General features: G+C 41.8%; 17 protein-coding genes and 1 tRNA gene. 9 read left to right on the forward strand and 9 right to left on the reverse strand.

The features are described from left to right. Window positions 1-41: 41 nt before the first annotated feature. The 3 genes from C9J38_RS14110 to ilvN all read left to right on the forward strand — a co-directional run bounded on the left by C9J38_RS14110 (window position 42) and on the right by ilvN (window position 4,407). A complete protein-coding gene (locus tag C9J38_RS14110) occupies window positions 42-1,865 on the forward strand; it encodes a long-chain fatty acid--CoA ligase (RefSeq protein ID WP_107207647.1) in 1,824 nt (607 codons plus the stop codon). Between the two features lie 326 nt (window positions 1,866-2,191). Continuing rightward, entirely contained in the window at window positions 2,192-3,910 is a 1,719-nt protein-coding gene (locus C9J38_RS14115; RefSeq protein WP_107207648.1) for an acetolactate synthase 3 large subunit, read from the forward strand. Continuing rightward, the gene (ilvN, locus tag C9J38_RS14120) at window positions 3,910-4,407 is read left to right on the forward strand and encodes an acetolactate synthase small subunit (protein ID WP_005369845.1); all 498 of its coding nucleotides are present in this window, start codon (window positions 3,910-3,912) and stop codon (window positions 4,405-4,407) included. The genes C9J38_RS14115 and ilvN overlap by 1 nt, the downstream gene beginning before the upstream one ends. A gap of 320 nt (window positions 4,408-4,727) precedes the next feature. Here ilvN and C9J38_RS14125 read toward each other — a convergent pair whose 3' ends face one another. The 7 genes from C9J38_RS14125 to rpsU form a co-directional block, all read right to left on the reverse strand. Further along, window positions 4,728-5,351, reverse strand: coding sequence for an FCD domain-containing protein (locus C9J38_RS14125; RefSeq protein ID WP_107207649.1), 624 nt, complete (start codon window positions 5,349-5,351; stop codon window positions 4,728-4,730). Between the two features lie 363 nt (window positions 5,352-5,714). Beyond that, window positions 5,715-7,127 carry a pyruvate kinase PykF gene (gene pykF, locus C9J38_RS14130; protein WP_005369842.1) on the reverse strand — a complete coding sequence of 471 codons (1,413 nt, stop codon included), beginning with the start codon at window positions 7,125-7,127 and terminating at the stop codon, window positions 5,715-5,717. Window positions 7,128-7,695: 568 nt separating this feature from the next. Then, window positions 7,696-7,771: transfer RNA gene (locus C9J38_RS14135), tRNA-Ile, on the reverse strand. Window positions 7,772-7,970: 199 nt separating this feature from the next. Further along, the gene (gene rpoD, locus C9J38_RS14140) at window positions 7,971-9,821 is read right to left on the reverse strand and encodes an RNA polymerase sigma factor RpoD (RefSeq protein WP_005369841.1); all 1,851 of its coding nucleotides are present in this window, start codon (window positions 9,819-9,821) and stop codon (window positions 7,971-7,973) included. A 92-nt stretch (window positions 9,822-9,913) separates the two neighbouring features. Then, complete coding sequence (dnaG, locus tag C9J38_RS14145; RefSeq protein ID WP_107207650.1) at window positions 9,914-11,671, reverse strand: DNA primase; 1,758 nt, start codon at window positions 11,669-11,671, stop codon at window positions 9,914-9,916. Between the two features lie 133 nt (window positions 11,672-11,804). Then, window positions 11,805-12,248 carry a GatB/YqeY domain-containing protein gene (locus C9J38_RS14150; protein WP_005369839.1) on the reverse strand — a complete coding sequence of 148 codons (444 nt, stop codon included), beginning with the start codon at window positions 12,246-12,248 and terminating at the stop codon, window positions 11,805-11,807. A 31-nt stretch (window positions 12,249-12,279) separates the two neighbouring features. Then, window positions 12,280-12,495, reverse strand: coding sequence for a 30S ribosomal protein S21 (gene rpsU / locus C9J38_RS14155; protein ID WP_005301411.1), 216 nt, complete (start codon window positions 12,493-12,495; stop codon window positions 12,280-12,282). Between the two features lie 249 nt (window positions 12,496-12,744). Between rpsU and tsaD the strand changes: the two genes are divergently transcribed. Continuing rightward, on the forward strand, window positions 12,745-13,764 hold the full coding sequence (gene tsaD / locus C9J38_RS14160) for a tRNA (adenosine(37)-N6)-threonylcarbamoyltransferase complex transferase subunit TsaD (RefSeq protein ID WP_107207651.1): 1,020 nt from the start codon (window positions 12,745-12,747) through the stop codon (window positions 13,762-13,764). Window positions 13,765-13,817: 53 nt separating this feature from the next. Here the strand turns inward: tsaD and plsY are convergent, their stop codons facing one another. Beyond that, the gene (plsY, locus tag C9J38_RS14165) at window positions 13,818-14,429 is read right to left on the reverse strand and encodes a glycerol-3-phosphate 1-O-acyltransferase PlsY (RefSeq protein WP_005369836.1); all 612 of its coding nucleotides are present in this window, start codon (window positions 14,427-14,429) and stop codon (window positions 13,818-13,820) included. 247 nt (window positions 14,430-14,676) lie between these two features. On the opposite strand from plsY, the gene folB reads away from it, so the two are divergent. The 3 genes from folB to C9J38_RS14180 all read left to right on the forward strand — a co-directional run bounded on the left by folB (window position 14,677) and on the right by C9J38_RS14180 (window position 16,366). Then, the gene (gene folB, locus C9J38_RS14170) at window positions 14,677-15,030 is read left to right on the forward strand and encodes a dihydroneopterin aldolase (protein ID WP_045130746.1); all 354 of its coding nucleotides are present in this window, start codon (window positions 14,677-14,679) and stop codon (window positions 15,028-15,030) included. Continuing rightward, window positions 15,027-15,500, forward strand: a complete 474-nt coding sequence (folK, locus tag C9J38_RS14175) for a 2-amino-4-hydroxy-6-hydroxymethyldihydropteridine diphosphokinase (RefSeq protein WP_105059439.1) — start codon at window positions 15,027-15,029, stop codon at window positions 15,498-15,500. The genes folB and folK overlap by 4 nt, the downstream gene beginning before the upstream one ends. Before the next feature lie 62 nt (window positions 15,501-15,562). Further along, window positions 15,563-16,366, forward strand: a complete 804-nt coding sequence (locus C9J38_RS14180; RefSeq protein ID WP_107207652.1) for an undecaprenyl-diphosphate phosphatase — start codon at window positions 15,563-15,565, stop codon at window positions 16,364-16,366. 76 nt (window positions 16,367-16,442) lie between these two features. On the opposite strand, the gene C9J38_RS14185 is transcribed toward C9J38_RS14180, so the two are convergent. Then, complete coding sequence (locus C9J38_RS14185) at window positions 16,443-17,678, reverse strand: multifunctional CCA addition/repair protein (protein WP_107207653.1); 1,236 nt, start codon at window positions 17,676-17,678, stop codon at window positions 16,443-16,445. A gap of 236 nt (window positions 17,679-17,914) precedes the next feature. Here C9J38_RS14185 and C9J38_RS14190 point away from each other — a divergent pair, with 236 nt between their 5' ends. Then, the gene (locus C9J38_RS14190) at window positions 17,915-19,588 is read left to right on the forward strand and encodes an AAA family ATPase (RefSeq protein ID WP_199195420.1); all 1,674 of its coding nucleotides are present in this window, start codon (window positions 17,915-17,917) and stop codon (window positions 19,586-19,588) included. After that, complete coding sequence (locus tag C9J38_RS14195) at window positions 19,588-20,544, forward strand: general secretion pathway protein GspB (RefSeq protein WP_107207654.1); 957 nt, start codon at window positions 19,588-19,590, stop codon at window positions 20,542-20,544. Before C9J38_RS14190 ends, C9J38_RS14195 begins: the two co-directional genes overlap by 1 nt. Window positions 20,545-20,597 lie beyond the last annotated feature (53 nt).

Below are 20,597 nucleotides of genomic sequence, written 5' to 3' on the forward strand. Positions count from 1 at the left end.
CGAATAAGCTTACAAGTGTAAGCTAAAAAAATAGAGTACTTATGGCACAACACGATTTTCATATTGTTCACCGCATTCGCAGTCAAGTTTCTCGCTTAGGTGATAAGCCTGCATTACGTCATCAAGTCGATGGTGAGTGGCAAGATATTAGTTGGAATTGTTTTGGTGAGCAAATTCAGCAACTGGCTTTAGCATTATTGTGCCAAGGCTTACAAGTACAAGATAAAGTTGGCATATTCGCAAACAATATGCCTCGTTGGACTGTTGCTGATTTTGCCGCGTTATACAATCGTTGTATTACCGTTCCTATTTATCCAACAAGTACAGCGCAGCAAGCGGCTTATATTCTTCAAGACGCAAGTGTAAAAGTACTTTTTGTTGGCGAGCAAGCTCAAATGGATGCGGCTGTTGAAATTGCAGCGCAATGTCCTCAGCTTGAACGCATTGTTGCATTGTCTGACGATGTTACGATCCCAGAACATCCATTGGCGTGTCATTATAATGAGTTTGTTAAGCAAGCAAGTGGTGAGTATCAGCTAGAACTTGATACTCGTTTAGCTGAAAAACAAATGGATGATCTGATCACACTGATTTATACCTCGGGTACAACCGGTACGCCGAAAGGGGTCATGTTAGACTATGCAAATATTGCTTCTCAGATTGAAGCACATGATCAACGTTTAGCATTAGATGAAGGTGATACGTCATTATGCTTCTTACCGTTATCGCATGTCTTTGAACGCGCATGGACGTTTTACGCACTACATCGTGGTGTTGTAAATTGCTACCTATCAGATACGAATAAATTAAAAGAAGCATTAATCACGGTGAAACCGCACTATATGTCAGCGGTTCCTCGTGTATTTGAAAAAATCTATTCAGGTATTCACGATAAAGTCTCTCGCGCACCCTTACACCGCAAAATGATATTTACCTGGGCGGTGAACATGGGCGCTAAGATGTCTGCTGCCCGTCAAGAATGTCGTGAGCCATCTTGGTTATTGAAGAAGTCTTATGCGTTAGCCGAGAAAGTGGTGCTATCTAAACTACAGGCAGTACTCGGTGGTAATATTAAATTTATGCCATGTGGTGGTGCGAAATTAGATGCGGGCATTGGACGCTTTTTTCATGCGATTGGAATTAACGTTAAGTTAGGTTACGGCATGACAGAAACCACAGCGACGGTTTCTTGTTGGGATGACAGCTGTTATAACCCTGATTCTATTGGTATGCCAATGCCTGGTGCTGAAGTTAAAATTGGCGAGCAGAATGAAATTTTAGTTCGTGGTCCAATGATTATGCGTGGCTATTACAATATGCCAGAAGAAACCGCGAAAAATTTCACTGAAGATGGCTTCTTGAAAACCGGTGATGCGGGTTATCTTGATGATCAAGGTAACTTGTTTATCACAGATCGTATTAAAGAGTTAATGAAGACGTCTGGTGGTAAATATATTGCACCGCAAGTGATTGAAGGTGCGATAGGTAAAGATCACTTTATTGAGCAGATAGCTGTGATTGCTGATACTCGTAAGTTTGTATCAGCCTTGATTGTTCCGTGTTTTGAAACGCTTGAAGAACATGCACGCGAATTAAATATCAAATACAAAGACCGTTTAGAGCTGATCAAACATAGCCAAATTGTCGAGTTGATTGAAAAGCGTGTTGTGGAGCTACAAAAAGATTTAGCACGTTTTGAACAAGTGAAAAAATTTACATTGTTACCTAAATCATTTTCGATGGACAAAGGCGAGTTAACGCCGACTCAAAAACTTCGTCGAAAAGTGATTCAAGATCGTTATCACAAAGAAATTGAACATATGTATGAGGAAAGCCATAAAAAGGCCTCTCATAAAGACAAGTAATGTTTTATTTTTAATAAATTAAGGAGCCGTTATGGCTCCTTTTTTATTTTATCCAGTAACATATTTGGCAATAAAACTATGCAGTGGTTATTAATGTGCCTAGATGGTTTTATTGACCTGTAAAAAGTCATAAAACAGCAATTTTTAAGATTTTAAAATCAAAGTCGACTTTTCCTCTAGATTCAAATGCTGCAAAAGCGTTAAAGTTGTTGCAGGTAACTGTGTGTTGTTATGGCATTGCGCAGTATACATAGCATGAATTATTCATGGCGTTTATTAGGCTAAAAATAAGCCCTAACTATGTTTCATCGACCTGGAGACAAAATATGGAGATGTTGTCCGGCGCTGATATGATCGTACGTTCTATGATCGATCAAGGCGTTAAGCATATATTCGGCTACCCTGGTGGCTCTGTTCTTGATATCTACGATGCCCTTCATGAGAAAAGCGATATTGAACATGTTCTTGTTCGTCATGAACAAGCTGCAGTTCATATGGCAGACGGCTATGCGCGTGCCACGGGTGATGTAGGTGTTGTACTGGTGACCTCTGGTCCTGGCGCAACGAATGCTATTACTGGTATTGCAACGGCTTATATGGATTCAATTCCTATGGTCGTGTTATCAGGGCAGGTAATGAGTAGCTTAATTGGTAACGATGCATTCCAAGAATGTGACATGGTTGGGATCTCACGCCCAGTCGTTAAACATAGCTTTCTTGTAACCAAACCTGAAGACATCCCTGAAATCATCAAAAAAGCCTTCTATATAGCATCTACAGGCCGTCCTGGTCCTGTTGTGGTTGATATCCCTAAAGATATGTTAAACCCTGCTGAAGCATATCCATATCAATATCCAGAATCGATTTCCTTACGTTCATATAATCCGACGACCCAAGGTCATAAAGGACAAATTAAACGTGGTGTTAAAGCGCTATTATCTGCGAAAAAGCCAGTATTGTATGTCGGTGGCGGTGCCATCATGTCATCGTGTAGCGAGCAATTGATTGAGCTTGCTGAGTCATTAAACATTCCTGTTGTAAATACCCTGATGGGGTTAGGGGCATTCCCTGGTACACATAAACAGTGTTTAGGTATGTTGGGTATGCATGGCACTTATGAAGCGAATATGGCAATGCATAACGCAGATCTTATATTTGGTATTGGGGTGCGTTTTGATGATCGTACGACCAACAACTTAGAAAAGTACTGCCCTGACGCAACGATCATGCACATAGATATTGATCCTTCATCAATATCTAAAACCGTATCAGCAGATATTCCTATCGTGGGATCGGCGGATACCGTATTAAATAGCATGCTTAAATTATTGAAAGAGCATGAAGTTAAAAATGATCAACAAGAGATCGTGCAATGGTGGCAATCAATTGAATCGTGGCGTGAACGTGAATGTTTAAGTTATGACACTGATGGCGATCGTATTAAACCACAACAAGTCATTGAAGTGCTTCACCGCTTAACGAATGGCGAAGCTTATGTCTCTTCTGATGTTGGTCAGCATCAAATGTTTGCCGCGCTTTATTACCCGTTTGATAAGCCACGTCGTTGGATTAACTCTGGTGGTTTAGGCACGATGGGTTTTGGCTTGCCTGCTGCGATGGGAGTGAAGTTTGCTTTGCCTGATGAAGAAGTGGTGTGTGTAACTGGTGATGGCAGTATTCAGATGAATATTCAAGAGCTATCTACGGCGCTGCAATATGATATCCCAGTTAAGATTATTAACTTAAATAACCGATTCCTAGGCATGGTAAAACAGTGGCAAGATATGATCTATCAAGGTCGCCACTCTCATTCATACATGGACTCTGTGCCTGATTTTGCGGCTATCGCTGAAGCTTATGGCCATGTCGGTGTGCGAATTTCAGATCCTAATAAATTAGAAAGTGAACTAGAGAAAGCGTTAGCACTAAAAGATAAATTAGTCTTTATTGATATCAGTGTTGATGAAACAGAGCATGTTTACCCAATGCTTATCCGTGGTGGTGCAATGAATGAGATGTGGTTAAGCAAGACGGAGAGAACATAATGCGTAGAATTATTTCAGTATTACTTGAAAACCAACCGGGCGCATTATCTCGTGTGGTGGGGCTATTTTCTCAACGTGGTTACAATATCGAGTCACTTACTGTTGCGCCGACTGACGATCCAACGTTGTCTCGTTTGAACATCACGACCAATGTGAAAAATGAATCGGCTTATGAGCAAATTGAAAAACACCTTCATAAGCTGATTGATATTTTAAAAGTCAGTAACATTACTGAATCAGAGCATGTTGAGCGTGAATTAATGCTTACCAAAGTCAAAGCAAGTGGTTTTGCGCGAGCAGAAGTTAAACGTACTGCAGATATTTTCCGTGGACAGATTATTGATGTGACAAGCCAAATTTATACGATTCAATTAATCGGTACAGGTGAAAAACTTGATGCATTTCTAGCGGCAGTAGGTGAAGCGACAGAAATTATTGAAGTCGCTCGAAGTGGCGTAGTAGGCATGGCTCGAGGAGAGCGTGCATTAAAGGCGTAATTGTATAGCGCACTTATTAACAAAGCCGATTGTCGTAATAAGCAATCGGCTTTAGTTTTTTTAATACATAGATATCGACTAACCTTTAGTAAGGAGCAGAAGGCAGGGAAGCGCTTATACCATATGAGGTAAGCGATGCTGCGGCAATTTTTGGTCCGATTAACCACAGCTATTCTCGTTATTTTAGGCTGTAAAGTGAGTGCAATTTACTTTTTGTTAGTTGTATTACTGTTAAACACCCACCATAAAGAGATCTTTGGCTGGTAATCAAAAAAGCTCGTTAATTGTATTAACGAGCTTTTTATTTAGTATTGAAAAGGTTAGAGGTGGTTTTTTATATCATCAACCGCTCTTTCAAAGTGGGTCTGCATGATTTTCTGTGCGAGCTCTATATCACGATCAAGGACTGCTTTCATTAAGGCTTCGTGTTCCCCTTGATCGTTGTAACGATCTTCAGCTTGTCGTGTTTTACTCACCCAAATATGACGATAACGTTTTATTTGATCATAGATATCATTATAGATATCAAGCATTACAGGAGAGTTGGAACTGGTTAAAATAGCGGTATGAAAATCACTATGTCGTTGCTCCCATTCTGATAAATCAGTGTCATCAAGTGCTGGATCTAAGCGACTGAGTTTGTGATAGGTCGTTAAGATATTGAGTTCCCAAGCTTCATCACCTTGTGTGATCGCACGTGTTAGTAGCTCTCGAGAGATAACATTATTAGCACTAAAAAGATCTTGTAGTTCTTCAATTGAAACGGGGGCGACCCAACATCCTTTTTGTGGTGCAAATTTAACGTACTTTTTCCATGATAATTGTACTAAGGCTTCTCTAATTGGAGATGCGCCTACGTTGTATCGCTCTTTAAGATCAGCAACAACGAGCTTTTGGCCTGGAGTCAGTTTACCGAGCAAGATATCTTGTCGGATGATCTCCATAACCTGATTCGTTAAAGTCGGGCTAGACACGTCAATCCTCTTCAGCTTCTTAAATTCTCGTTATTATTATTATTGAGAATTTATCGTCTTGTTATATATGAATTTATTAGCAATTTGAGACTAAAGTATACATTGGTTTGTTTATTGCTTAAACATTTTAGGTGCTATTTGATCATTTATAGAAGGGGTATCATATAAGTGATGGCTAACATAATGATGTCGCATTCCCTAAAGTAAGGGCTATCACGTATTTATTGTTAAGATTAAAAGGGGCACCTTAAGGGGGAGGATGTTTAAGGTGTTAAGAGAATAAAATAAAAAAGGAGCCACAAGAGCTCCTTTTTGTACATCTGTAGGTACGAATTAAAGTACGTGTACAGATGCTGTGTTTGTAGTACCTGAAGCGACTAGAGCACCAGAAACCATAACAACGATGTCGCCTTTAGCACCAAGACCTGTTTCAAGCGCTAGCTCTTTACCGCGTAGGTAGAATGCATCAGTGCTTTCAATTGAATCAACAACAACAGGTGTAACACCTTTAGAAAGACATAGCTGAGCTGCTGTCTTAGTATTTGTTGTTACAGCAAGAATGCGTGCTGTTGGGAAGTACTTACGTACAGAGCGAGCTGACTTACCAGCTTCAGTAGCAACGATAATTAGCGGAGCGTTTAGTTTCTCAGCTGTATCTACTGCACCTTTACATACCGCTTCTGTGATACGTAGACGAGGGCTATCTAGACGAGAACCTAGCTCTGGCTTAACAACGTAATCAGTACGTGCACAGATTTGCGCCATGATAGTGACAGCTTCAATTGGGTATTTACCCTTCGCTGACTCACCAGAAAGCATTACTGCATCTGTACCATCCATGATTGCGTTAGCAACATCGCCCGCTTCTGCGCGAGTTGGACGTGGGTTCTTGATCATAGAATCAAGCATTTGAGTTGCAGTGATAACCACTTTACGTGCGCGGTTACACTTCTCGATCATCATCTTCTGAGCGAAGATTACTTCTTCTACTGGGATCTCAACACCTAGGTCACCACGAGCAACCATGATACCGTCAGATGCATCAAGGATAGCGTCGAAGTTATCAACACCTTCTTGGTTTTCGATCTTAGAAATGATTTGGATGTTTTCGCCACCGTTAGCGGTTAGAAGCGCACGGATTTCTTGTACGTCTTCAGCTTTACGGATGAAAGATGCAGCAACGAAATCAACACCTTGCTCACAACCGAACTTAAGGTCAGCTTTGTCTTTTTCAGCAAGCGCAGGCAGTTTTACAGAAACGCCAGGTAGGTTAACACCTTTGTTTTCGCCTAAGTCACCGTTGTTAAGTACTTTACACTTAACTTCAGTATCAGTTGTTTCTAACACTTCCATTTCGATTAGACCGTCGTCTACTAGGATAGTGTTACCTTTTGTTAGGTCTTTAGCAAAACCTGGGTAAGTTACTGCAACGCAGTTTTGGTTACCTACAACTGAAGTGTCAGTTGTAAATGTAAAATCTTGACCAGCTACTAGAGAGAAGTCTTGACCGCCTTCTAGTTTGATTGTACGGATTTCAGGGCCTTTAGTATCTAACAGGATTGCTAGCTCTTTGCCTGTATTAGCCATTACTTCGCGTAGGTTACGAATACGTTGGCCGTGCTCTTCGAAGTCACCGTGTGAGAAGTTAAGACGCATTACGTTCATACCAGCGTTAGCTAGTTTAGTAAGCATTTCTACAGATTCAGTTTTAGGTCCAATCGTACATACGATCTTGGTCTTTTTCATTGAGGGTCTCTCCAGACGAACTTTTACCCAAGGGGAAATTATCATCATAGAACCAATGTTCTCATCTGATTGCTGTGTCACTACATCCTAAATGAGAGAATAGTTACTACGATGGTTGTAATAAAAAACTCGATAAACATTACTTTATAAAAACGTTGGCGCTTTGATAAAGTGACAGTACAAATTTTTATTGTTACTTATCGTTGGTTAGATCTTGATACTTGCGTTAATTAATAATATCAAACAGTTTATTGGATATGAGTTTAACGAGCGCAACATTATAGCAGAACTCTTATGATTTGCACTTAGAGTTAAGAGTCAAAATCGTCTCATTGTTATGTGACGTAACGATGATGATTATGCTGAAAAATAAAAATAAAGTATTGTTATTTATCAAGACTTGAAGGGTTATTTAATATTGTCTTTAGACTGTAACATATTCTGTTGTGGTGAATAATTATCAAAGTAATTGATGAAATCACAATAATGGCTTTTGTGATCTGAATCTGAAAGACTGTAGATAAAACAAAAGGCAGAGAAGGATTAACCTTTTCTGCCTTTCTATGTTTGGTGGCCCCTCCCAGACTTGAACTGGGGACCAAGCGATTATGAGTCGCCTGCTCTAACCACTGAGCTAAGGGGCCAATATGGGGCAAATTATAGGGGATGGATTTGCCCTTGTCTAGCGATTAAGGCTAGGATTTTGTTTGCTTTTTCAACAGTTAGTCTTCTATTCGAAATATTTGCAGGATAAATCAAATAAGTGACTTTGTTATTTGATTGTATGCATTGTTTTAGATACAAAAAAGCGAGCGCTAGGCTCGCTTTTTTTAATGCTTAAGTTTACTCGTCGAGGAAACTGCGTAGCACATCAGAACGGCTTGGGTGGCGTAACTTACGTAACGCTTTTGCTTCAATCTGACGAATACGCTCACGCGTTACATCAAACTGTTTACCCACTTCTTCTAACGTGTGGTCAGTATTCATATCAATACCGAAACGCATACGTAGTACTTTAGCTTCACGTGGTGTTAAGCCTGCAAGTACATCGTTTGTCGCTGCACGTAGATTGGTTGCTGTTGCTGCATCCATTGGTAATTGAAGCGTGGTATCTTCAATGAAGTCACCAAGATGTGAATCTTCATCATCACCAATTGGGGTTTCCATTGAGATTGGCTCTTTAGCAATCTTCAATACCTTACGGATCTTGTCTTCCGGCATTTGCATGCGTTCAGCCAATTCTTCTGGTAATGGCTCACGCCCCATCTCCTGAAGCATCTGACGAGAGATACGGTTCAGTTTGTTGATGGTTTCAATCATGTGAACAGGGATACGAATGGTACGTGCCTGATCTGCGATTGAACGTGTGATTGCCTGACGGATCCACCATGTCGCATAAGTTGAGAATTTGTAACCACGACGGTATTCAAATTTATCAACGGCTTTCATCAAACCAATGTTACCTTCTTGGATTAGATCCAAGAACTGCAGACCACGGTTGGTGTACTTCTTCGCGATAGAAATAACCAGACGTAAGTTTGCTTCAACCATCTCTTTTTTCGCACGGCGCGCTTTTGCTTCACCGATAGACATACGACGGCTGATGTCTTTAATACGCTCGATAGAAAGACCCGTTTCTTCTTCTAGCATGCGTAGTTTAAGAGAAGAACGACGAAGATCTTCTTCGTATGCTTTTAAGCGCTCAGCATAAGGTTTGCCAGAATTTAGCGCTTCATCAATCCAATCTTGGCTTGACTCGTTACCTGCAAATAAGGAAACGAAAGTTTTCTTCGGCATTTTGCTGTTATCAACACACATACGCATGATAAGACGCTCGTTGGTGCGTACTTTATCCATAGAATCACGTAGTGAGCTAACCAAACGGTCAAACTGCTTAGGGATCAGACGGAACTGCTTGAATACTTCAGATAACTCTTCAACTGCAACTTCAGTCGTCGCATTTTGACGACCGTTTGTTTCAATTGCTAACGCCATTTTATCGTAGGCTTGGCGTAGCTCTAAGAATTTTTCACGAGCAAGTTCTGGATCGATGCTGCCGTCATCTTCTTCTTCATCGCTATCTTCAGCGTCTTCGTCATCTTCAAGATCTTTATCTTCGTCTTCAAGATCACTTTCGCTTAGCTCTGAACCAATGTGCGTTGCAGTTGGTGCAGCTGTTGCTTCTTCGTTAGGATCAACAAAGCCTGAAATAATATCAGTTAGGCGAAGCTCATCAGCTTCAACTTTATCGAATTGCTCAAGTAAGTGAGCAATTGCAGACGGGTATTCAGCGACAGAGCATTGAACTTGGTTAATACCATCTTCAATGCGTTTTGCGATATCAATTTCGCCTTCACGAGTAAGTAGTTCAACCGTACCCATCTCACGCATGTACATACGTACAGGGTCTGTCGTGCGGCCGATCTCGCTTTCTACGCTTGATAATGCTTGCGCCGCTGCTTCAATGGCGTCTTCGTCGGCATTATCTTCAGTCATCATGAGTTCATCGGCATCAGGGGCAGTTTCAACTACCTTAATACCCATGTCATTAATCATTTGAATAATGTCTTCTACCTGATCAGAATCAACAATATCTTCTGGTAGGTGGTCATTTACTTCGGCGTAGGTCAGATAGCCTTGTTCCTTGCCTTTCGCAACAAGTAACTTTAGCTGTGACTGCGGATTTTGCTCCATAGACGGTATCCAACTTCGGGTCTGAGTGATAATTTAGTATGCAGAGTTGCAAACCGTTAATTATAACAAATTTCTTAATTGTTGACTACTTATTAAACAGGACGATTCAGTAATAGTAACTGTAATTCCTGCTTTTCTTCGACTGATAAGCCGACAGTTCTCGATTTAGTCTGCAACTGTTCAATTTGTTGTTTGACGCACTGATCAATAATTTTGTCCATTGCGTCTAAAAATACATCTAAGCTGTTGTCTTCATCTTTCGACAACGGTAATACCCACGCAGCAAGACGAGCCATTGTGGCTTCATTCTTGGTACCGCGCCAGTGTTCTAAAAGCTGTCCAGTGCTAATATTGGGATTACTTCGGCATTTATCAACTATCGATAGCAATAAATTTAAGCCTGATAATTCAATATTTTCAAATGCACCCATGTCAAACTCAAGGTGAGTGACAAAATGAGGGTGCTGAATCAATAATGCGATCACTTCTCGCATTGGTGTTCGCTTGATTTGTACTTGGCCCACAGGTTTTGATGTTTTGCCATGCATTGATATTAGTTGCTGAAGCTGGGCTTCGTCAGGCAACCCTAAATTTTTGCCAAGCAGTTCACGTAAGTATAGCCTGAGCGTGCCACCAGGGACCTTATCGATCAGGGGAACGGCGAGGGTGCTAAGTTTCGCTTTCCCTTCGCGGCTGGTGGTATCGACTTGTCGCATTAAACTGTTGAAGAGAAACTCTGATAATGGCATCGCTTCATCAACACGTTGTTCAAAGGCGTCTTTGCCTTCAGCACGAATACATGAATCAGGATCTTCGCCGTCAGGCAAGAACATAAATTTAAGTTGGCGACCATCTGTTAAATACGGCAGCGCTTGCTCCATTGCTCGCCATGCAGCGTCTCGTCCTGCTCTGTCGCCATCATAACAACACACAACCGTGCTAGTTTGACGAAACAGACTTTGAATATGATCGCCTGTGGTTGATGTACCGAGTGACGCTACGGCGTAATCAACACCAAATTGCGCTAACGCGACGACATCCATATAGCCTTCAACCACCATGATTTTATTTGGTTCACGATGAGTTTGTAACACTTCATATAAGCCGTATAACTCACGACCTTTATGGAAAATATCGGTTTCTGGTGAATTGAGGTATTTTGGGGTGCCATCGCCTAACACACGACCGCCAAAACCAATGACTCGTCCACGTCGATCATGGATCGGAAACATCACTCGGCCACGGAAGCGATCATAACGACGACCATTATCGTTTTCGATCAGCATACCTGTGTTGACAAGTGCTTTTTGCGATTCATTATCTCTGCCAAAACGACTACGTACCATGTCCCATTGATCAGGAATAAACCCAATCGAGAATTTCTTTACGATTTCACCGGATAAGCCACGACCTTTGAGGTAATCGATAGCAATTTCACCTTCTTTGGTACGAAGTTGAGATTGGTAAAACTGTGAAACTTGGCCCATCAATTCATAATAATTACGTTTGTCAGCGGCTTTTGGACCACGTTGGGTGTTATTGCCATCGTTTTCACGTGGCACTTCCAAACCTAGCTGTGAAGCTAATTCTTCAATCGCATCAACAAAATCAAGGCGATCAAATTCCATGACAAAATCAAGGACGTTACCGTGCACACCACAACCGAAACAGTGGTAAAACTGCTTTTCTTGGCTGACAGAAAAAGAGGGTGTTTTTTCATTATGGAAAGGACAACAAGCACCAAAGTTTTTGCCTTGTTTTTTGAGTTTTACCCGCGCATCAATGACATCGACAATGTCATGTCGAGAAATAAGATCATCAATGAATGAACGTGGTATTTTTCCTGCCATAAGAAAGCAAATAACCTGATAGTGAAATGAAAGAAGATTGTTGTTGGAGTGTGTGGAGTTCTCGCTCAATCAGATACGAACAAGCCGTGCATCCCAAAAGGATAGCACGGCTTGTCGCTGAATAGGAGAGTGATTAACCTAGTTTAGTTTTCACTAACTTGCTAACAATCCCCATATCGGCACGACCCTGAATTTGCGGTTTCAGTACGCCCATCACTTTGCCCATGTCTTGCATAGTGGCAGCGCCAGTCGCAGCAATAGCTTCATCCATTAACGCAGAGATTTCCTCTTCAGTTAGTGGTTGAGGCATAAACTCGGCTAGAACACTGATTTCAGCATGCTCGACATCAGCTAAGTCTTGACGGCCTGCAGCTTCATATTGAGCTACAGAGTCACGACGTTGCTTAACCATTTTTGTTAATACAACCAACACGTCGTCGTCGTTAAGAGTGATCTTTTCGTCAACTTCACGTTGTTTAATTGCTGCAAGAACTAAACGGATAGCGCCAAGACGAGGTTTATCCTTCGCCTTCATCGCCGCTTTTTGTTCGTCTTTAAGACGTTCAATTAGAGTCATTACGCGATCCTTCTGTATTAAAATCTAAAGATTAGTACAGACGAACGCGACGCGCGTTTTCGCGAGCCAATTTCTTCAGGTGACGCTTAACTGCCGCTGCTTTAGCGCGCTTACGTACAGTTGTTGGCTTTTCGAAGTGCTCACGACGACGAACTTCAGAAAGGATACCTGCTTTTTCGCAAGAGCGCTTAAAACGACGTAGTGCTACGTCAAACGGTTCGTTTTCACGTACTTTGATTACTGGCATGTAATACTCACCTCAGAGTGATTCTATTTAAAGCTGACGTTCAAAGTGTCAGCTGATTAAAAATGGTGCGAAATTCTAATCTGATCTGGGGGCATTTGTAAAGCATTCTACGTCTATGAACTGGTTAATTTATGTCAACAACGGTAACATGCCCCTTAATTAGTACTTCCTAACCCTATTTGAGTTATCGGTTGTTATTGAAACTATACCGATTTTTCATTTAAACCCCCTAATAGTATAGAGGTTGTTATGCGTATACTGGGCATCGAGACTTCCTGTGATGAAACAGGTATTGCGATTTTCGATGATGAAAAAGGTCTCTTGGCACATGAACTTTACAGTCAAGTAAAGCTACATGCGGATTACGGTGGTGTTGTGCCTGAGTTGGCATCGCGTGATCACGTTAAGAAAACGATTCCATTGATTAAGGCTGCGCTTGCTTCTGCCGGACTGACTCATGACGATCTTGATGGTGTTGCTTATACCGCAGGCCCTGGTCTTGTTGGTGCATTATTAGTGGGTGCAACCATTGGACGCAGCCTAGCGTACGCGTGGGATTTACCTGCCGTTGCGGTGCACCATATGGAAGGACACCTTCTCGCGCCAATGTTAGAAGATAATGCACCTGAATTCCCATTCGTTGCCTTGCTGGTTTCTGGCGGTCATACCATGATGGTTGAAGTTAAAGGTATTGGTGAATACCAAATCCTAGGCGAGTCGATTGATGACGCGGCTGGTGAGGCTTTTGATAAAACAGCGAAGATGATGGGTCTTGATTACCCTGGCGGTCCATTACTGTCTAAAATGGCAGAAAAAGGGACTAAAGGACGTTTTAAATTCCCTCGTCCAATGACAGATCGTCCCGGTCTTGATTTTAGCTTTTCTGGTTTAAAAACATTCGCGGCGAATACCATTCGTGCTAACGACGACGATGAACAAACCAGAGCTGATATCGCGTTTGCATTCCAAGAGGCGGTAGTCGATACCTTAGCCATTAAATGTAAACGTGCACTAAAACAAACAGGTTTAAAGCGCTTAGTGATTGCTGGCGGCGTTAGTGCTAATAAGTACTTACGTCAAGAACTTGAAAGCATGATGAAGAATCTAAAAGGTGAAGTGTTCTATCCTCGTACAGAATTTTGTACAGATAACGGTGCAATGATCGCTTATGCAGGCATGCAGCGTTTGAAAAACAAAGAGACGATGGATTTAGGTGTTAAAGCCTTCCCACGCTGGCCGATTGATCAACTTAAACCGATTGCTGACTAATAAAAGCTGGCATAGCAATAGAAAAGCGAAGCAAAGAGCTTCGCTTTTTTTGTTTAAGCGTCTTTGTTTTTCTTGGAAAACTTATCCCAAATCTTAGTTTCTTGTCCATCGAGTAGGCGACGAATATTTTCGTGGTGTCGCAAAATGATTAAGCAAGAGAGCATGGAGACGGGCATGGTGTATTCAGGTTTTACCAGCCAAGTGAGCATCGGTGCAGCAAGGGCTGTGATAAGTGAAGCGAGTGAAGAGTAGCCAGTTACAACCAGTGTGAGTACCCATGTTGTAATGAGCATGCCGCTTAAATCCCATCCAATAGGCGCTAATGCCCCAAGGGCTGTTGCAACCCCTTTCCCACCTTGGAAATGAAAAAACAGCGGGTAGATGTGGCCTAGACAAGCCGCAATACCGATGATACCGAGTAAAAAAGGATTAATACCTAAAAAGTAGCTTAGCCACACAGGTAACATACCTTTTAGAATATCTGACACTAAGACTAACGCTGCTGCACTTTTTCCACCTAAACGAAGCACATTAGTGGCGCCAGGATTACCGGAACCACTTTTTCGAGGATCGGGAAGTCGATACAACCGTGAAATTAATACGGCGCTAGAAATAGACCCAAGTAAGTAGGCGGCAATGATCATCAGTAGCGCTAGTGGTGTCATGCATTTTTCCGGATATCTAAGGTAAGTGCCAGTCCAACAGGAATTGAAATGTTAACTGGATCTTATCTGCGTCAATATTACGGAACAGTAATTTTGACTCGTTCATGGCTGTGGTATAGTTCCAGCCAAGTTAACAGTGATTATGTTGCATTGTTACTAACAACACTCATGTTAACGAATATTACCTGATAATACGCGCTTTTGCTGACATTGGGTATCCGACCTCTAACAAAATTAGCGATTGAGCATGGATACGGTATTTATCGAAAAACTAGAAGTTATTGCCACTATTGGGGTATATGACTGGGAGCAAGAAATTAAGCAAAAATTAGTGCTTGATTTGGAAATGGCGCATGATAATCGACCTGCAGCTAACAGTGACGATGTTACTTATGCGTTGGATTATTCAACGGTAAGTACCGCTGTCACTAACTTGATTGAACAGGGACGATTTCTGTTAGTTGAGCGTGTAGCTGAAGATGTGGCAAATTTAATCATGACAGACTTTAATGTGCCTTGGATCAAAGTACGGGTGACTAAACCTGGTGCTGTGGTGAATGCGCGTGGCGTTGGAGTGCAAATAGAGCGAGGTAGTAAGTGATCACCGCGTATATCAGTATTGGTAGTAATATTGAACGTGAATATCATTTAAAAGCTGGCTTAGATGCGGTAAAGACACTGGCAAGCAAATGGCGAATGTCTCGCATTTTTGAAGCTGAGCCTGTGGGTTTTGATGGCGATAATTTTTTTAATGCAGTGATCGAAATACAGACATCGTTGTCGTTATCTGCATTACAATTTCAACTTAAAGAGATTGAACGCCAATTAGGGCGTCCGGCACATGCGGTTAAAAATCAAAGTCGTACAATTGACCTTGATTTGTTGTTGTATGGCGATGCTGTGAGTGATGCTTTACCGTCGTTACCACGTTCTGATATTTACCGTTTTGCTTTTGTTCTGTGGCCGCTCAGTGAGTTAAATCCTGATTTAGTGATACCACAAGAGACTCAAACATTAGCGCAACTTTGGCAAAATTTTTCTCAACAGCAAATATTATGGCCTGTTGAATGAGTCGTTTAGTAGAAAGTTAGTTATTACTCACTTTTTATGCTGTGTTTAATTAAGGACAATTAATGAGTCATTTTGAAGCATTTATGTTAGCCCTTATTCAAGGACTGACAGAGTTTTTACCCGTCTCTAGCTCCGCCCATTTAATATTACCGTCTGAGATCTTAGGTTGGCCTGATCAAGGCTTAGCGTTTGATGTCGCTGTACACGTCGGTACGTTGATGGCAGTTATTCTTTATTTTCGCAAAGAAGTGGTTTCATTATTAACCGCTTGGATTAACTCCATTTTTAAACGTGAACATAGCGCTGAATCGAAATTAGCATGGATGATTGTGATAGCAACAATTCCCGCCTGTATATTCGGTTTGGTGATGAAAGACTTTATCGAAATGTACTTGCGTTCAGCATGGGTGATTGCGTGCACCACGATTATCTTTGGTTTGTTGCTATGGTGGGTTGATAAACGCGCCAAGCAAACCGATAACGAGTATCAAGCGAATTGGAAGAGTGCGTTGTTTATTGGTCTAGCGCAGGCGGCGGCTATTATCCCTGGAACTTCTCGCTCTGGCGCGACGATGACAGCTGCACTGTATCTTGGCTTTACGCGTGAGGCTGCAGCGCGTTTTTCATTTTTAATGTCGATCCCGATTATTCTGCTTGCTGGTAGTTACCTTGGTTTAAAATTGGTGACGGGCACAGATCCAATTGATTTCGGTAATCTAAGCATTGGTATTGCTGTTTCGTTTATCAGTGCTTATGCGTGTATTCATGTGTTCTTGAAATTAGTAACGCGTTTGGGAATGACACCGTTTGTTATCTACCGCTTAATTTTGGGTATTGGTTTGTTCTTATTCTTGATGTCCAAGTAATTTTAACGCGCTATTTACGATCAAAAAAGCCGACATTAAGTCGGCTTTTTTGTGTCTTTTGTTTTAAAGCTAATACTTAGCTACTTTGGCGTGTCGCTGTTAAATGTAGAGCAACTGCCTCTATACGTTTTGCCGCTAATTGCTCTCTGATCTCTGCGCCTTTAAACCCTGCTGCAACAATTGCTTTTACATCCACTTGTTGTGCTATAGCAAATACAGTTTGGAAAATATCAGCTTGTTGGTACGGTGTTTGCTCAAAGTGGGTGCGTCCACGAGCATCAGCACGGCAGCACGTTGCTAGTTGAGCAACACGGTCGGGTTTTCGCCATGCGTCAATTTGATCAAAGATTTTAATAAAGGTATCAGCACGCATTTCTTCGGCATAATGGATTTTGGTGTGCTGTTCACAGACCAATAATGCCAGATCGCGATAGTCATTCGGTATACGTAAACGTTGGCACAGTGCTTTGATAGGTTTAATACCATCTCGACAGTGTGTCTTGTGATGAGGTAGATCCTCCTTTGGGGATAAGGCTTTCCCCAAATCATGTACCTGTGCGGCAAAACGAATGGTTTTATCGGTCGTTAACTCAGCGGCTTTTTTAGCCACTAATAAAGTATGGATACCGCAATCAATTTCAGGATGCCACTTTTCAGGTTGTGGTACCCCAAACAGCGCATCAATTTCAGGCATGACAACCGATAAAGCACCACATTGGCGCAGTACCGTAAGAAATACTTGTGGGTCATCACTAGAGAGTGATTTTTCCCACTCTTTCCATACCCGCTCAGGTGTGAGGCTTTCTAATTCACCACTGATCACCATCTCTTGCATTAACGCGATAGTTTCAGGCGCGACAGTAAAACCTAAATGGGCAAAACGTGCGGCAAAACGCGCGACACGTAAGACACGCAAAGGATCTTCACTAAATGCAGGGGAGACGTGACGTAAAATTTTATCGTGAAGATCTTGTTGTCCATGGTAAGGATCAATTAACTCACCCGTTGGTGATTGGGCCATCGCATTGATGGTAAGATCACGGCGCTGTAAATCTTGTTCAAGCGTTACATCAGGTGCAGAATAACAAGTAAAGCCAGTATAACCATGCCCGGATTTTCGCTCAGTTCGAGCTAGAGCATGTTCCTGTTTCGTCTTTGGGTGAAGAAAAACAGGAAAGTCACTGCCTATTTGTTCAAATCCTGCAGCTAGCATTGCTTCAGGTGTTGTGCCAACCACCACCCAGTCTTTATCTGTTACCGTAAGGTTTAATAAGGTGTCACGAACGGCACCACCAACAAGATAGGTTTGCAATGAAAGCTCCTTATATCTGAAACTAATGAGATGAATCTCTACCGATTTTAGTTAAAAACTGACCATAATACTGTATTCAGTGTGAACTTGGTCTATGCGCTACTGCTTGGCAGTATACAATAACCCAATCAATACCCATGATAATAAATACCGCAATGTTGACGGGTATTTTAGAACAAAAGAGCATTTAACCTCGTTAAACGGTTATCACTTATTTTAAGCACTAGAGTATTTCTATGTATCAAGACTTTTTCGGGATCACTGAAGCGCCTTTTTCTATCGTCCCTAGCGCACGTTTTTTATATCTCAGTGAACGACATCGAGAAGCATTGACACATATGTTGTCAGGATTAACCGATGGTGGTGGTTTTGGTTTATTAACGGGAGAGGTGGGTACTGGTAAAACCACCGTACTACGTGCGATGATTTCCCGGTTGTCACACCAAACACAAGTTGCTGTTATTTTAAATCCAGCGTTATCTGCTCATGATTTATTAGCTGCGATTTGTGATGAGTTAGGTTTACATTATCAATCTGACGCGAGCTTTAAACAGTTAACAGATATCATTTATCGCCACTTAATTGCGAATCATGCTGAAGGTCGACAAACATTGCTGCTGGTGGATGAAGCACAGCACCTTATGCCTGATGTATTAGAACAATTACGCTTATTGACCAATTTAGAAACGGACAGCAGAAAATTGCTTAAGGTCGTGTTAATTGGTCAGCCTGAATTACAGCAATTATTGCAACAAGAGCGTTTACGTCAGCTTGCTCAACGTATAACTTCTCGTTATCACCTGTTGCCCTTAACCGAAACTGAAGTGAGTGAGTATATTCACTACCGTTTAACTGCTGTCGATTGTTTATACCCTGTATTTGACGCAAGTAGCATCAAATATATTGCGAAAGCAACTCAAGGTATTCCGCGCTTAATTAATCTTGTGTGTGATAAGTCGATGCAATTGGCTTGTCAAGCCGGCACGCATCAAGTGACTAAAACAATGGCGGTTCAAGCGTGTGAAGATATTTTAAGTTGGCAAGTCCCTGTTCAGTCAAAAGCGCGCTTAAAAGGGGCTAAAACGGCGGCATCATGGCTCCCATGGGGAGTTGCTATGTCATTATGTTCAACATTAGTGATGGGGGTATGGCATTATTGGCCATTACCTGTCGCGCCAGTTGCATCACCGATAGCACCGAACCATTCGTCATACGCTGCGGTAAATTTGTCTGCCGTTGAGACATCGAGTGAGTTAAATAATCAGAAAATAACAACAGCCTTAAATCACCCAGAAAATACCCAAGAAAGGTTAGCGAAACTGATTGATGCGAGTCGTAAAGAGCGAACTTCGATGCAAACGTTATATCGTTTATGGGGCTTTGATACCGCATTAAATCAAGCAACATGTGCTACCAGTTCGCGGATCAGCTTGGCGTGTTTTAGTGGTAAAGCGACATTAGCAAAATTAGGCTTAATTAACCGTCCCGTGATCGTAACTTTAAAAGATGGCGCGCAGAAGCCTTTTTACGCGGTGTTATACGCGATCACCGATGATCGTATTGAATTACTCTTAGGGAAAGAGCGAATTTCGGTGACACCAAAATGGTTTGAATCACGTTGGGATGGACAATTTAGTTTATTGTGGCGTCCACCATTAGGTGATAAAACCAGTATTCGTTTTGGACAGAATGGTCCACGCGTTGCGTGGCTTGACCAACAATTGAATGATTTTCTTGGTGAAGAGTCGCCAAGAAAAGGCTATTTTGATCAATCAATATTAGATAAATTGCGTCGTTTCCAACGTTCACAAGATTTAGCGGCTGATGGGATAGCAGGGCCAATGACACTTATGGTGCTGGATTCTGCGATGAACCTACCTGGACCAACGTTACAGCCGGAGCACAGCTAATGTCTCAATTGCTAGATAGTTTAAAACAATCAGATAATAAAAATACGGATCAGTCTGAACGAGAAGCGGGTCAAGGAACCGTTAAAGTTGTGCATCCAATGCGAAGTGTTAAAGCTCAGAAAATGCCAACATCATGGGCATGGCCACTTGTTATTGCATTACTTCCTGCCGCTTCAATTGTTGGATATAAGTTTTATCAGCAAGCCAAATATGAGCAGGTTCAAACAACAGCGCTGAGTGCACCGTTAAAGCAAGTACCTCAATCGCAACCCTCGACATCAACATATGATCAGCGAGTATTGCAAGCGCCAGCAGAGAGCCGTCAGGCTACTGTATTATCACCAACCAAAGACGTTGTTTTTCTGGATTATCCTCAATTGGTGACAGAGCCTCTTCCTGTTGGTGATAGCCTGTATTCAGCCGCGCCTGCTTATCAAGATTATGAAGTCGCAACGCCGACTCAATCTTATTTAGCGAATGCTTCTGCAGACAGTTATGCTGCGGTATCTAAACCTGTTGCAAAACAATCTGAAGATCAAGATCCCTATCAACTAGATAATTTAGATCTTTCTGGATTATCACCTAAGTTAGCCGCTCAGCTTAAATCCGCGATTGTGGCAACAGATGGCGAAAGTTATCAAGACAATGAACTGGATCGCAGTGGGGATAAAGTTGATGCTCAACCTTCAGTTAAAGCGCCTAAACAATCACAAAGTAAAGTGATCCCTATTGGCTTGCTACCAGCATCGATTCAAAACCAATTACCTAAAATGAACTTTGAGCAGCATATCTATTCGTCAGCCCCTGCTAAACGTTGGGTTAAGGTCAATGGTAAGGAATTTCATGAAGGGGACAGTATTGCGCCAGGCGTCAAATTAGCCCGTATCGAGTCACGTGATGTGGTATTAAAATTTGATGGTTACGAAATCAGTATGCCAGCATTATCAGAGTGGTAAATGCACGCTAACAAGAGATAATAAAAAAGGCAGCTTAGCTGCCTTTTTTGATC

This window comes from Photobacterium sp. GB-210 (assembly GCF_003026075.1).
Classification (GTDB): domain Bacteria; phylum Pseudomonadota; class Gammaproteobacteria; order Enterobacterales; family Vibrionaceae; genus Photobacterium.